The sequence below is a fragment of the Arthrobacter mobilis genome (genome assembly GCF_012395835.1).
In the GTDB taxonomy this organism is placed as follows: Bacteria; Actinomycetota; Actinomycetes; order Actinomycetales; family Micrococcaceae; genus Crystallibacter; species Crystallibacter mobilis.
On the sequence record NZ_JAAZSQ010000002.1, the window covers coordinates 348,795 to 361,757 of the forward strand.

Sequence of the window (12,963 nt, forward strand, 5' to 3'; positions counted from 1 at the left end):
CCGTGACCTGATGGTGACTTACCGATTAGTTAACTTGCACGGGATGCGGGTAGCGTTTTACCGAGTGTGCACGGGCCGCGGCTCCGATCGGGCCGCTGCGTGCGCAGTTGGTTTCGAACACCTCCTGAAGGGGATTCAATGACTGAGCAAACCGGTGCCACCCTGCACTACCCGGGCGGCACACTGGAACTCCCGCGGCTGAAGGCGGCCGAAGGCAACGACGGCTACGACGTTTCGAAGCTGCTGAAGCAGACCGGTGCGGTCACGTTCGACCCCGGGTTCATGAACACCGCGGCCACCGCTTCGGCCATCACCTACATCGACGGCGACGCCGGCGTGCTGCGCTACCGCGGCTACCCGATCGAGCAGCTGGCCGAGCACTCCAACTTCCTTGAGGTGTCCTACCTGCTGATCTACGGCAACCTGCCGACGCCGTCCGAACTGGAGGCTTTCGACCACCGGATCCGCCGCCACACCCTGCTGCACGAGGAGCTCAAGGGCTTCTTCAACGGCTTCCCGCGCGACGCCCACCCGATGCCGGTGCTGTCATCCGCCGTGAGCGCCCTGTCGACCTTCTACCAGGACTCGCTGGACCCCTTCGACGACGAGCAGGTGGAGCTGTCCACCATCCGTCTGATGGCCAAGCTGCCGGTCATCGCCGCCTACGCGCACAAGAAGTCGATCGGCCAGGCGCTGCTGTACCCGGACAACTCCATGAACCTGGTGGAGAACTTCCTGCGCCTGAGCTTCGGCCTGGCCGCCGAGCCGTACGAGCTGGACCCGACGGTGGTCAAGGCGCTGGACCTGCTGCTGATCCTGCACGCGGACCACGAGCAGAACTGCTCGACTTCCACCGTCCGCCTCGTGGGCAGCTCCAACGCGAACATGTTCGCCTCCATCTCCGCCGGCATCAATGCGCTCTTCGGCCCGCTGCACGGTGGCGCCAACGAGGCAGTGCTGAACATGCTCCGCCAGATCCAGGCCACCGGCCAGACGCCGGAGCAGTTCATGGAGAAGGTGAAGAACAAGGAAGAGGGTGTCCGCCTGATGGGCTTCGGGCACCGGGTCTACAAGAACTACGATCCGCGCGCCCGCCTGGTCAAGTACACCGCCCACGAAATCCTGGACAAGCTCGGCGGCAACGACGAGCTGCTGGACATTGCCCTGCGCCTGGAGGAAAAGGCCCTGGCGGACGACTACTTCATCGAGCGCAAGCTGTACCCGAACGTGGACTTCTACACCGGCCTGATCTACAAGGCCATGGGCTTCCCGGAAAAGATGTTCACGGTCCTTTTCGCCATCGGCCGCCTGCCGGGGTGGATTGCCCAGTGGCGCGAGATGATCAAGGACCCGCAGACCAAGATCGGCCGCCCGCGCCAGCTGTACGTTGGCGAGCACGAGCGCAACTACCCGGTCCGCTAGCGGCACGTCCCGCCGTCCCCGCAGGACGACGACGGCGGAACGCCCCGGATGCACGAAGGCCCCGGAGGATTCCGGGGCCTTCGTGCATCCGTGGTCAGTCCGCGTAGCCGTTGGGGTTGTTCTTCTGCCAGCGCCAGTGGTCCGCGCACATCGTGTCCAGGTCCCGCGTGGCCGCCCAGCCCAGCTCCGCCAGTGCCGCGGACGGGTCCGCATAGCTGACGGCCGCGTCCCCCGGCCGCCGGTCGGCCAGCTCGTAGGGGACCGGCGCTCCGCAGGCCCGGCCGAAGGCGGCGAGCACCTCCAGCACGGAGGAACCCTTGCCGGTGCCCAGATTCCAGCGGCCCACGCCCGGATGGGCCACGATGTATTCCAGGGCGGCCAGGTGCCCGGCGGCCAGGTCCACCACATGGATGTAGTCGCGCACGCCAGTGCCGTCCGGGGTGGGGTAGTCGCTGCCGAAGACGCGGACCTTCTCGCGCCGCCCGACGGCCACCTGGGCCACGAACGGCAGCAGGTTGTTCGGCACGCCCGTCGGATCCTCGCCGATCCGGCCGGAGGCGTGGGCACCCACCGGGTTGAAGTACCGCAGCAGTGCGATCCGCCAGCGGCTGTCCGCGGCCCCCAGATCGGACAGGATGTCCTCGATCTGTTCCTTGGTCCGCCCGTAGGGATTGGTGGCATCCAGCGGCATCTTCTCAGTCAGCGGCACCTCTTCGGAGGCACCGTACACGGTGGCCGAGGAACTGAACACCAGGGTGCGCACCTCGTGCGCTTCCATGCAGCGCAGCAGGTTCAGCGTCCCGCCGACGTTGTTGTGGTAGTAGCGCAGCGGCTGGGACACCGATTCACCCACGGCCTTCAGCCCCGCGAAGTGGATCACTGCTTCCACCTGTTCCGCCGCGAATACCGCGTCCAGCGCGGCTTCGTCGAGCAGGTCGACCTGGTGGAAACGCGCCGTCCTGCCGGCCAGCTCCTCCACCCGGCGCAGCGCTTCAATGCTGGAGTTGGACAGATTGTCCACAACGACGACGTCGTGGCCGGCTTCGAGCAGGGCAAGCGTGGTGTGGGAACCGATGTAGCCGGTTCCCCCGGTGACCAATATTTTCATGATTCCCAGCCTATCTGCCGAGGGCCCCGCCCCGAGCGTAGCGAGGGGTGGGAGGCAGACAGGCGCTGTCGTCAGGCAGCCGCCGGCAACTGTAGCTGCCCCCGGCGGCAAGGACTACAGTGGATCTATCACCGCACTGGCGCGAAAGGACTCCTGCGACCATGCATCAGACCGGCGGACCGGGCTGGCGGATTACCGCCGATACGTCCGGGCAAATGCTCATCGCCTTGTATCTGAAAGACGTGGCCGGGTTGGCAGGAGCCGGAACTCCGGCGCTGTGCCCCGCCAGGCCCGAGGTGCGCCTGGCGGATCCGCGCCAGCTCACCGCCCACGTGGGCGGGCTGCCGGCGCTGCGGACCCAGTGGGAGCAGTGGTGGTCCCTGCTGCTGGCCGAGGACCGGAAAACCATGTCCGCCCTGGCACCGCCGTCGTTCCCCGCCTTCGCGGACAGCCCGGCACTCCAGAAGCTGCTCCAGGCCCACTTCGGCGCGGCCATGACCTGGGCGCGTGAGCGGATCAGCGACTACAACCTCCTGGCCCAGGAACGCGAAGCCAACGGGCGGGACAAGCTCATCGGCCAGCTGGTCCAGGACCGGGAAATGGAACTGGGCCGCGGCGCCCGCAGCTTCGAGCTGAAGCTGATCGAGCTGCCGCTGAGCGAGCCGCGCGCCTGGTACGTGGAGCCTGACCGGGTGCTGCTGTGCCAGACACTGCTCGACGACGAGCAGGACTTCCGCAGCTACATCCAGCCGATCATCGAACTGCTGGTTTAGCGCGCCGCACCTTCCCACTGCTCGCAAGCTCGCAGCAGGGCCCGCGGTGCTAGCTGCCGGCCGCGGGCTGGCCGGCGAGCGTAATGACCACGCTTCCGTTTTCCACGTCCGCCGGTTCCCAGCCACCGGACCGGTTCCAGCCCATGCCCGCGTAGGACACGGCATCAATGTGGAGCTCATCGGCTGTGGCCACGGCCCACTGCGCCACTGCCCAGCCGGTCGTACCCCCGGCAGCGACCGCCAAGGTGCGGCCGCCGGCCTCGGCCTCCAGCCCCGGGTGCGAGGCGGCCAAATGCGCCTGCACCGCAGCAGGATCGCCGGCTGCCGAAGCCCGCTTGAGCACGCAGTCCAGCGCGGCAGGGGAGTGCCCGGTCAGGGCCGAGGCGAAGGCTTTGCCCTCGGCTTCATGATCGGCGTAGGCATCGGGATAGGCGCTGCGCTGGACCCGCTGGGCGGCCTCGGTGACAGCCATCTCCTCATAGCCGTCGACCTTCTCCAGCTCGGCGTAGAACCTGTTGGCCGCATAGACCGGGTCCATGACTTCCGCTTCGGTGCCCCAGCCCTGCGACGGGCGCTGCTGGAACAGCCCCCGCGAGTCCGGCCCCGCTTTGTCGCCATGGTCCAGATTGCGCAGCTTGGACTCCTGGATGGCAGTAGCCAGCGCAATCGAGGCGGCCCGTGCGGGCAGGCCGCGCTGGACGGCGATGCCTGTGATCAGGGCGGCATTGGCCGCTTGGTCGGGAGCCAGATCGTAGTTTTCGGCACCGGCGGAGGCGGTGCAGCGCTCACGGACCAAGGTCTGCGACTGCTCAAGATACTGCGTGGCCGCATAGGTTCCCCCGGCGGCCAGCACGAGGCACAGCGGCAGCGCGATGACGCCGCGCCGCCGCCGTGCCGGTACCACTGCCATTAGCGGCTAGTTGGCGTGCAGGGCCGCATTCAGCTCGACGGTCTGGCCCTGGCGCGCCAGGGCCTCGACGACGCCGGTGGCGGAGTTGCGGCGGAAGAGCAGGTTGGACACGCCCGACAGTTCCACCGCCTTGACCTGGCGGGTCTCGCTGCCGGAGGCATCCGCCAGGGACACCCGGGTACCTGCGGTGACGTACAGCCCGGCCTCGACTACGCAGTCGTCCCCGATGCTGATGCCCACGCCGGAATTGGCCCCGAGCAGCACACGCTCGCCGATGGTGATGCGTTCCTTGCCGCCGCCGGAGAGGGTGCCCATGATCGAGGCGCCGCCGCCGACGTCGGAGCCGTCACCCACCACGACGCCGGCGGAAATGCGGCCTTCGACCATGGAGGTGCCCAGAGTTCCGGCATTGAAATTGACGAAGCCTTCGTGCATGACGGTGGTGCCGGCTGCCAGGTGGGCGCCGAGCCGGACCCGGTCGGCGTCGGCAATCCGCACGCCTGAGGGAATGACGTAGTCCACCATCCGCGGGAACTTGTCCACGCCGTAGACGGTGACCGGGCCGCGGGGGCGCAGCCGCAGGCGGACCGTCTCGAAGTCATCGGCCGCGCACGGGCCGTGGTTGGTCCACACCACGTTGGCCAGCAGACCGAAGATGCCGTCCATATTCATCGTGTTGGGGGCGGTGAGCCGGTGGGAGAGCAGGTGCAGGCGCAGGTAGGCATCGGCGGTGTCTGCCGGCGGGGCATCGAGGTCGATGCTCCGGCTGACGACCTCCTGCCGGGTGCCGCGGGCACTGTCCTCGCCCTCGGCGGCCAGGGTGGCCAATTCGGCCGCGGTGCCGTCCTCGGCGGGCGCGGTGCCTAGCCCCGGATTCGGATACCAGACATCGAGGATGGTGCCGTTCGCGGCAACGGTGGCCAGGCCGGTGCCGTAGGCGGTACGGGAACGTGCGTCAGCGGTGGTGCTCTCAGTCATGCGCTCCAGTCTAATGCCAGTGGCCGGGTGACCCGCCGCGAACGGGGAGGCACTGGGTACCCTAGGGGGGTGACTATTTCCCTGCCGCGCCTGGACCTGCACGTCGACGTCGCCGAGCTGGCCGCCGCCTTGATCGACATCGAGAGCGTTTCCGGCCACGAGACGGTCCTGGCCGACGCCGTCGAAACCGCGCTGCGTTCCCTGGGGCACTTGACGGTGCTCCGGGACGGGGACGCCGTCATTGCCCGGACCAGCCTCGGCCGGGCCGAACGGGTCATCCTGGCCGGCCACCTGGATACAGTGCCGCTGCCGACGGCGCCGCATGCGCGGGGTACGGTGCCGTCCAGCTGGCAGGACGGAACGCTCTACGGCCGGGGGGCCACCGACATGAAGGGCGGCGTCGCCGTGCAGCTGGCGCTGGCCGCCGCACTGGCCCGACCCACCCGGGATGTCACCTATGTCTTCTACGACCATGAGGAAGTCGAGGCCTCGCTCAGCGGCCTGGGCCGGCTGGTCCGCAACCACCCTGAACAGCTGCAGGGAGACTTTGCCATCCTGCTGGAGCCGACGGACGGCACCGTGGAGGGCGGTTGCAACGGCACCATCCGGCTTGAGGCGAGCACCGTGGGAAAGGCGGCGCACTCGGCCAGGGCCTGGATGGGGCAGAACGCCATCCACGCCGCGGCCGAGATCCTGGTCCGGCTCCGCGACCACGAGCCGGCCACCGTCACCGTGGACGGGCTGGACTACCGCGAGAGCCTCAATGCCGTGAAGATCCGTGGTGGCACCGCCGGCAACGTGATTCCGGACCACGCCGTGGTCGAAATCAACTACCGCTTCGCCCCGGACAAGACCCCGGACGACGCCGAGGCCTACGTCCGTGAGCTGCTCGAAGGATTCGCCGTCGTCCGCACGGACGCCGCAGCCGGCGCCCGGCCGGGCCTGGAACATCCGGCCGCGGCGGACTTCATCCGCGCCGTTGGCGCGGCTCCGAAGCCCAAGTACGGCTGGACCGACGTCGCCCGCTTCAGCGAGCTGGGCATCCCGGCGGTGAACTTCGGCCCCGGCGACGCGCTGCTGGCGCACACCGACAACGAACATGTCAGCGCCGACGCCATCCGCACCTGCCTGGCCGCACTGCGCACCTGGCTGACCAGCTAGCCGCGGGAAGGTGCGCCGCGCTGGCTCGCACTAAGCCGGCTCCCAGTCGCTCCGGCTCAGGGCCGCTTTGCGGGTTCCGCCGTGTCCTCGCCCGGCAGCAGGTTTGGAGTCGGCGAGACCTGGGCGGTCCGGCTGGCCGTCCGGGAGCTGAGGTACCGGGAAAGCCGGTGGGCCAGCGCGGTCAGGGCGAAGTTGATCACGATGAAGATCAGCGCGGTGACCAGCAGCGCGGGCACCATGTTGCCCTCGGCCGAGCCGAGCCTGCGGCCTTCGTTGAGCAGCTCGACGTAGGTGATGATTGCGCCGAGCGCCGAATCCTTCAGGATCACCACGAACTGGCTCAGCAGCGCAGGCAGCATAGCCACCAGTGCCTGCGGGATTTCGACATTGCGCAGGGACTGCTGGCGGGTCATCCCGATGGCCAGGGCCGCCTCGCGCTGGCCCTTGGGCAGCGAGTGCACGCCGGAACGGACCAGTTCCGCGATGACCGCGCCGTTGTAGAGCGTCAGTGCGGTGACGACGGCGATGAAGGGGACATCCTGGGGCGGGAAGATGCGCACATTGGCCAGGCCGATCCACAAAAAGATCATCATCAGCAGGACCGGCACCGCGCGGAAGAACTCCACGACGATCGAACAGAACCAGCGCAGCGGCGCCAGGTGGGAGAGCCTGCCTACCCCGAAGAGGAACCCGAAGACCACCGAGGTGACGATGGCTACGGCCGCAGCCCTGAGCGTGGCCATCAGCCCGGGCAGCATGAAGTTCAGCCAGGTATCGGCCTGCAGGAACGGGGACCACTTGCCGGCGTCGAGCTGGCCCTGTTCGGCGAAGCGGATCAGGACCACGGCCAGGATTGCCGCGACAAGCAGGATGCCGACGACATTCGCGATCAGGATCCGCCGCCGGGCACGCGGTCCCGGTGCATCGAACAGGACTGTCTGCCTGTGCGCACTCATCGCGCCACCGCCAGTTTCTTCGACAGCCAGGTTGTGGCCAGGCCGATTGGGATCACGATGATGACGAAGCCCACCGCGAAGATCAGGAAGATCAGCAGGGCGATGTCCCCGTTGAACTCGAGCATGGTCCGCATCAGCCCCGACGTTTCGGCTACGGAACCGGCCGTTGCCACCGTGGAGTTCTTGGTCAGCGCGATCAGCACGTTGCCCAGCGGCGCAACGGCCCCGCGCAGCGCCTGCGGCAGGATGATCAGCCAGGCGGCCGGAAAGAAGCTCAGTCCGATCGCCCGGGCCGCCTCTGCCTGGCCCAGGGGCACCGTGTTGACGCCGCTGCGGATGGCCTCGCAGACGAAGGCCGCGTGGTAGACGGTCAGCCCCACGATGGCCAGCATGAAGAAATTCAGGTTGAAGTTCTCGTTCAGCTGTACCTGCAGCTGGCTGTAGAGGCCCAGCACGCCGAAGACGATGATGATGGTCAGGGGCGTGTTCCGGAAAATGTTGACATACGAGGCGCCGACCCATTGGAAGCTCGGTACCGGGGAAATGCGCATCAGGGCCAGGATGGTCCCGAGGACAAAGGACCCCAGTGCCGCCCAGAAGGTCAGCTGGATATTCGCCCAGAACGCTCCCAGGATGTCGTAGTCCTGGAAAAGCGAGAGGAAGCGATCCACGAGTCACCTCTTCCGCGTTGATGGTGGTCCGGCTGGGTCCGGGAGGAAGCCGGGGGCCTGGTGGCTCCGGATTCCTCCCGGACGGTGCCGGGTTGGCTAGGCGCAGGGCGCAGGAGTGGGGGGATTCAGCTCCGCATTGGGCTCGTAGCCGGTGCCCTCGGTGTTCTTGGCCAGCGCGTCCTTCCATGCGCTCTCATCGATCATCTTCGTGATCGCGGCATTGATGTCCTCGCACAGCTCGCTGCCCTTGGGCAGGCCCACGCCGTAGTTCTCCTCGGAGAACGTGTTGCCGACCACCTTGAACTTGCCGGAGTAGGCAGGCTGGGCCGCCAGGCCGGCGAGGATGATGTCGTCGGTGGTGACTGCGTCGATCTGGCCGCCCTCCATGGCCGTGACGCACTCGGCGTAGCCCGGCTGCTCGAGCAGGTTCACCCCGGAGGCGAACTCTTCCTTGACGCGCTGGGCGGATGTGGAGCCGGTGACCGAACACAGGTTCTTGCCGTTGAGGCTGTCCGGGCCGGTGATGTCGGTGCTGTCGGCCGGCACCAGCAGGTCCTGGCCCGCCACGAAGTACGGGCCGGCGAAGTCCACGACTTCCTTCCGCGTGTCGGTGATGGAATAGGTGGCGAAGATCATGTCCACCTGGCCGTTCTGCAGCATCGTCTCGCGCTGTGCGGACGGGGCCGAGACCCATTCGATCTGGTCCTCGCTGTACCCCAGCTCGTTGGCCACGTACTTGGCCACGTCGACGTCGAAGCCGGTGTAGTTGTCGCCGTCCTTGAAGCCGAGCCCGGGCTGGTCGAACTTGATGCCGATCCGGATGCTCTCCCCGGCGGCGCCGGTTCCTTGCGTCCCTCCGCCGCCGGCGCCTCCGCCGCCTCCGTCTCCTCCACAGGCCGAAAGAGCCAGCGCGGCGATGGCGGCCGTGGCAGCCAGAGCGATGCGGGGTTTTCGCATATTTCCTCCTCGCGTGGTGGTTCCTCCGGTTGAAGAACCTTGGTTGGTCTGTTCGGGGGAGCAGGGCAGCCGGTCCTCGCGGGCGCGTCTGCGGCGCACTGTGACGGCCCCGCTCCCTAGTGCTCCAGGATCTTGCCGAGGAAGTCCTTCGCCCGCTCGCTGCGCGGATTGGTGAAGAATTCCTCCGGGGTGGCCTGCTCGACGATCTGGCCGTCGGCCATGAAGATGACCCGGTCGGCAGCCTTGCGGGCAAAACCCATTTCGTGGGTGATGACGATCATGGTCATGCCTTCCCTGGCCAGTTCGACCATCGTGTCCAGCACCTCGTTGATCATTTCCGGATCCAGCGCGGAGGTGGGCTCGTCGAAGAGCATGACTTTGGGTTTCATGGCCAGGGCGCGCGCGATGGCCACGCGCTGCTGCTGGCCGCCGGAGAGCTGGGCGGGCAGTTTCTGTGCCTGGTTGGCGACGCCGACGCGTTCCAGCAGCCCCATGGCCAGGTCCTTGGCAGCATCCGGCTTCATTTTCTTGACCTTGACCGGGCCGAGCGTGACGTTTTCCAGGATTGACTTGTGGGCGAAGAGGTTGAAGGACTGGAAGACCATGCCCACGTCCGCGCGCAGTGCGGCCAGCCCCTTGCCCTCGGACGGCAGCCGCTTGCCGTCGATGAGGATTTCACCGGTGTCGATGGTTTCCAGCCGGTTGATGGCCCGGCACAGAGTCGACTTGCCGGAACCGGACGGGCCGATGACGACGACGACCTCTCCCTTGGTCACTTCCAGGTTGATGTTCTGCAGCACGTGCAGGGCACCAAAGTGCTTGTTGACGTTCTTCAGCTCCACCAGCGGGCGGACTGCCGGTTCAGTTGCCATGGACTGAATCTAGCGAGGACTGGACCCGGGCACCATCCCCCGCGGTGGCTGCGGGCGGCAATCGTGACTCAAGCGCAACCTGCCCTGCGTGGCTCAACTTGCGGCGGTGAGTAGCCTTGGGACATGAGTAATCAGTCAGGAATACCGCTGCCGTCCGAGCTGCCGACGGCGCTGAAGACGCGGTACAAGGGTGCGGTGGAACTGCGCCGTGCACAGGCGGACATTCCGCAGGCTGACCAGTATCTGCTCGATACCCGTGACCAGGCCGGCTTCACGCATACCGATCCGTGGCGGGTGCTGCGGATCCAAAGTGAGTTCGTGGAAGGGTTTGGCACGCTGGCTGACCTGGGTCCGGCCATCAGTGTGTTCGGATCGGCCAGGACCAAGCGCGGCACCGAGCATTATGCGATCGCCGAGGCAGTAGGCAGGTTGCTGGTCCAGTGCAACTTCGCGGTGATCACCGGCGGCGGGCCGGGCTCCATGGAGGCGGCCAACAAGGGTGCCAGCGAGGCCGGAGGCCTGTCGGTAGGGCTCGGGATCGAGCTGCCGTTCGAGCAGGGGCTCAATGAGTGGGTCGATCTGGGCATCAACTTCCGCTACTTCTTCGCGCGCAAGACGATGTTCGTCAAGTATGCACAGGGCTTCGTGGTGCTGCCCGGCGGACTGGGCACCATGGACGAACTCTTCGAAGCGATGGTGCTGGTCCAGACCGAAAAGGTCACTTCGTTCCCGATCGTCCTGGTCGGCACGGCCTTTTGGACGCCGCTGATGGACTGGGTGCGCTCTACGCTGCTGGGTGAGGGCATGATTTCCGAACGGGACTTGTCCCTGGTGCATGTGGTGGACTCCGCGGAGGAAGCAGTCGAGAAGATCGTCGCCGGCGTCGGCTCCCTGCCCCGCCCGTGAAGGGCACCGCGGGACCGCCCCAATAGTGGGTTCCGGGGGTCCCCGCGTAAGAGAACGGCCAGGGCTCCCCGTGCGCGAAGCGTGCGGGGTGGCCGTGAACGGGAGCCGGCACATGGGGAGGAACCCAAAATAGAGTGGGTTCCGAGGGGTCCCCGCGTGGCGGCGGAGCCGGCACATGGGGAGGAACCCAATCTCTGGCACGATGGTTCCGTGAGCTTTTTCCTTGTCTTCCTCGCCATAGCCGTTGCCGGCGTTGCCGCGGCAGCGGCTGTGGGCAAGCTGCCGGGAAGGTTCCAGTGGCTGCTTGAGGGACGGGGCCGCGGTGCCTTGCCGCCGGCCGCCCCCGTACCGGCGCCCGACGCCCCCGAGGCTGACTGGCGGCGCGGCCAGGTGGCGGCACTGGAAGGATTGAGCGAGCATGAAGCGAGGCTGCCGGCGGTCCTGCTGCCGGAGCACCCGCGGTCCGAGGACATTGACAGCATCAGGTTTTCGACGGCGTTGCGCGGCTACCGGATGGACCAGGTGGACCAGGTGCTGGATGCCCTGCGCGCCGAATTGGCCGCCAAGGAGGCCCTGATCCGGACGCTGGCCAGGTCCGGAAACGGTTCCGGCAGGCATGCTGCGGTGGAGGAACAGGGGCAATGACCGGAACCGGACAGCGTCCGGCTGGCCTGCACGCGCTGCTGGCCTCCGGCGTGCAGGACTGGCGGCTGCGTGCTGCCCGCTGGCCCTGGTGGGTGCAGGTGTGCGGCATCTATGCGCTGGCCAGGGTTTTCTCCCTGCTGGTTTTCACTGCTGTAGCCAGACAGCAGGGCCCGAGCCCGTGGGGTCCGGCGCGGCCGGATTACCTGGACTTCATCGGGATCTGGGACAGCGCCTGGTATGAGCGGATCTACCGCGAGGGGTATCCGGACCAGGTGCCGCGCGGTCCCGACGGGCGGGCGCTGGAAAACCAATGGGCCTTCTATGCGCTGTTCCCGGCCCTGGTCCGGGCAGCGAATGCCCTCACCGGGCTGGAATGGCGCATACTGGCTCCGCTGCTGGCCACGGCCGCAGGATTTGCGGCCGTGCTGCTGGCCTACAAGCTCTTCCGGCAGTTCGCCGGGCACCCCGCGGCCCTCTGGGGCGTGGTCTTCGTTTCGTCCTTTCCGGTCTCGCCCATCCTCCAGGTGCCCTATGCCGAGTCTTTGAACCTGGCACTGCTGGCCGCCGGCCTGTACCTGATGGTGCGGGGCCGCTACTTGGCAGCCCTGCCCGTCGTCGTGCTGATGTGCCTGTCCCGCCCGGTCGGGGTGCCTTTCGCGGCAATGGCGGGCCTGTATCTGCTGTGGCGGATCCACCGGCGCGGACGGAATCCACTGCCGGCCGCGGAGTTTGCCCGGCTGGCCGTGCTGGTCCTGGTCAGCGGCGTGGCCGCGCTGGCCTGGCCGGTGCTGGCCTGGGCGGTGACCGGGGAGATGCGCGCTTATACGGACACCGAAATGGCTTGGCGCGGCCGGGACCTGGTGCTGTTCCAGCCGTGGTTCGAGATGGGGGCCAGGCTGTTCGGTCCCGTAAGCGGGTTCCTGGCGCCGCTGGTGCTGGCAGCGGCAGCGCTGCTGTGCCTGATGTCCCGGCCCGTGCGGCGGCTGGGGCCGGTACTGCGGCTCTGGTGCGCCTGTTACGGCCTCTACCTCTTCGCCTTCCTGCATCCCCAGACCAGTACGTTCCGGATGATGCTGCCGTTGTTTCCGCTGGCGCTGGCAGCGGCCTTGGTCTCGGACAGCCGGGCCTACCGGGTGTGCCTGCTGCTGATGTTCCTGTCGGGCCAGGTCGTCTGGGTGACCTGGCTCTGGTCCTGGGCCGAACTGCCCGGTGGCGGTGACTATCCGCCGTGACCTGCGGGAATGTCCGGCCCGGCACGTTGCGTGTGATTGCGCACAATTCCACCGAATGTGTGATGTGGGCGATAATGTGGAACGGTGAAGGCACGGCCAAGGGCTAGCCCCCGGGCCGTGCCCGTGATGTTGACGGGCTTGGCTGGCCGCGGTTGTGCCGCGGCCGGCCTGGTCCACGGCGGAAAGGGATATTCCACATGGCTGCGATGAAACCGCGTACGGGTGACGGACCCATGGAAGTCACCAAGGAGGGGCGCAGCCTGATCCTGCGTGTGCCCATTGACGGCGGCGGGCGCCTGGTGCTGGAAATGAACGCCGAGGAAGCCGGGCACCTTAAGGACTGCCTGCTGGACGTCACACAGTAGGGGCCGC

At 67.4% G+C, this 12,963-nt stretch carries 14 protein-coding genes; 7 read left to right on the plus strand and 7 right to left on the minus strand.

The features are described from left to right. Positions 1 to 138 precede the first annotated feature (138 nt). Positions 139 to 1,422 carry a citrate synthase gene (locus HGG74_RS04135; protein ID WP_168485063.1) on the plus strand — a complete coding sequence of 428 codons (1,284 nt, stop codon included), beginning with the start codon at positions 139 to 141 and terminating at the stop codon, positions 1,420 to 1,422. A gap of 94 nt (positions 1,423 to 1,516) precedes the next feature. On the opposite strand, the gene galE is transcribed toward HGG74_RS04135, so the two are convergent. After that, on the minus strand, positions 1,517 to 2,530 hold the full coding sequence (gene galE, locus HGG74_RS04140; RefSeq protein ID WP_168485064.1) for a UDP-glucose 4-epimerase GalE: 1,014 nt from the start codon (positions 2,528 to 2,530) through the stop codon (positions 1,517 to 1,519). A 161-nt stretch (positions 2,531 to 2,691) separates the two neighbouring features. Between galE and HGG74_RS04145 the strand changes: the two genes are divergently transcribed. Next, the gene (locus HGG74_RS04145) at positions 2,692 to 3,303 is read left to right on the plus strand and encodes a hypothetical protein (protein ID WP_168485065.1); all 612 of its coding nucleotides are present in this window, start codon (positions 2,692 to 2,694) and stop codon (positions 3,301 to 3,303) included. Between the two features lie 49 nt (positions 3,304 to 3,352). Here HGG74_RS04145 and HGG74_RS04150 read toward each other — a convergent pair whose 3' ends face one another. Next, positions 3,353 to 4,213 carry a hypothetical protein gene (locus HGG74_RS04150; protein ID WP_168485066.1) on the minus strand — a complete coding sequence of 287 codons (861 nt, stop codon included), beginning with the start codon at positions 4,211 to 4,213 and terminating at the stop codon, positions 3,353 to 3,355. 6 nt (positions 4,214 to 4,219) lie between these two features. After that, positions 4,220 to 5,191, minus strand: coding sequence for a 2,3,4,5-tetrahydropyridine-2,6-dicarboxylate N-succinyltransferase (gene dapD, locus HGG74_RS04155; RefSeq protein WP_168485067.1), 972 nt, complete (start codon positions 5,189 to 5,191; stop codon positions 4,220 to 4,222). Positions 5,192 to 5,260: 69 nt separating this feature from the next. On the opposite strand from dapD, the gene dapE reads away from it, so the two are divergent. Then, positions 5,261 to 6,352, plus strand: a complete 1,092-nt coding sequence (gene dapE / locus HGG74_RS04160; protein ID WP_168485068.1) for a succinyl-diaminopimelate desuccinylase — start codon at positions 5,261 to 5,263, stop codon at positions 6,350 to 6,352. 56 nt (positions 6,353 to 6,408) lie between these two features. Here dapE and HGG74_RS04165 read toward each other — a convergent pair whose 3' ends face one another. The 4 genes from HGG74_RS04165 to HGG74_RS04180 all read right to left on the minus strand — a co-directional run bounded on the left by HGG74_RS04165 (position 6,409) and on the right by HGG74_RS04180 (position 9,808). Continuing rightward, positions 6,409 to 7,308 carry an amino acid ABC transporter permease gene (locus HGG74_RS04165; protein WP_168485069.1) on the minus strand — a complete coding sequence of 300 codons (900 nt, stop codon included), beginning with the start codon at positions 7,306 to 7,308 and terminating at the stop codon, positions 6,409 to 6,411. Beyond that, positions 7,305 to 7,979: an amino acid ABC transporter permease gene (locus HGG74_RS04170; protein ID WP_168485070.1), complete on the minus strand. Its 675-nt coding sequence runs from the start codon at positions 7,977 to 7,979 to the stop codon at positions 7,305 to 7,307. Before HGG74_RS04170 ends, HGG74_RS04165 begins: the two co-directional genes overlap by 4 nt. Before the next feature lie 96 nt (positions 7,980 to 8,075). Beyond that, a complete protein-coding gene (locus HGG74_RS04175) occupies positions 8,076 to 8,936 on the minus strand; it encodes a glutamate ABC transporter substrate-binding protein (RefSeq protein ID WP_168485071.1) in 861 nt (286 codons plus the stop codon). Between the two features lie 116 nt (positions 8,937 to 9,052). Further along, the gene (locus HGG74_RS04180; RefSeq protein WP_376766116.1) at positions 9,053 to 9,808 is read right to left on the minus strand and encodes an amino acid ABC transporter ATP-binding protein; all 756 of its coding nucleotides are present in this window, start codon (positions 9,806 to 9,808) and stop codon (positions 9,053 to 9,055) included. A 123-nt stretch (positions 9,809 to 9,931) separates the two neighbouring features. Here HGG74_RS04180 and HGG74_RS04185 point away from each other — a divergent pair, with 123 nt between their 5' ends. The 4 genes from HGG74_RS04185 to HGG74_RS04200 all read left to right on the plus strand — a co-directional run bounded on the left by HGG74_RS04185 (position 9,932) and on the right by HGG74_RS04200 (position 12,956). Beyond that, positions 9,932 to 10,714, plus strand: coding sequence for an LOG family protein (locus HGG74_RS04185; protein ID WP_168485072.1), 783 nt, complete (start codon positions 9,932 to 9,934; stop codon positions 10,712 to 10,714). 210 nt (positions 10,715 to 10,924) lie between these two features. Continuing rightward, a complete protein-coding gene (locus tag HGG74_RS04190) occupies positions 10,925 to 11,359 on the plus strand; it encodes a DivIVA domain-containing protein (RefSeq protein WP_168485073.1) in 435 nt (144 codons plus the stop codon). After that, on the plus strand, positions 11,356 to 12,591 hold the full coding sequence (locus HGG74_RS04195; protein WP_168485074.1) for a putative hexosyltransferase: 1,236 nt from the start codon (positions 11,356 to 11,358) through the stop codon (positions 12,589 to 12,591). Before HGG74_RS04190 ends, HGG74_RS04195 begins: the two co-directional genes overlap by 4 nt. A 197-nt stretch (positions 12,592 to 12,788) precedes the next feature. Then, complete coding sequence (locus HGG74_RS04200) at positions 12,789 to 12,956, plus strand: DUF3117 domain-containing protein (protein ID WP_168485075.1); 168 nt, start codon at positions 12,789 to 12,791, stop codon at positions 12,954 to 12,956. Positions 12,957 to 12,963: the final 7 nt, after the last annotated feature.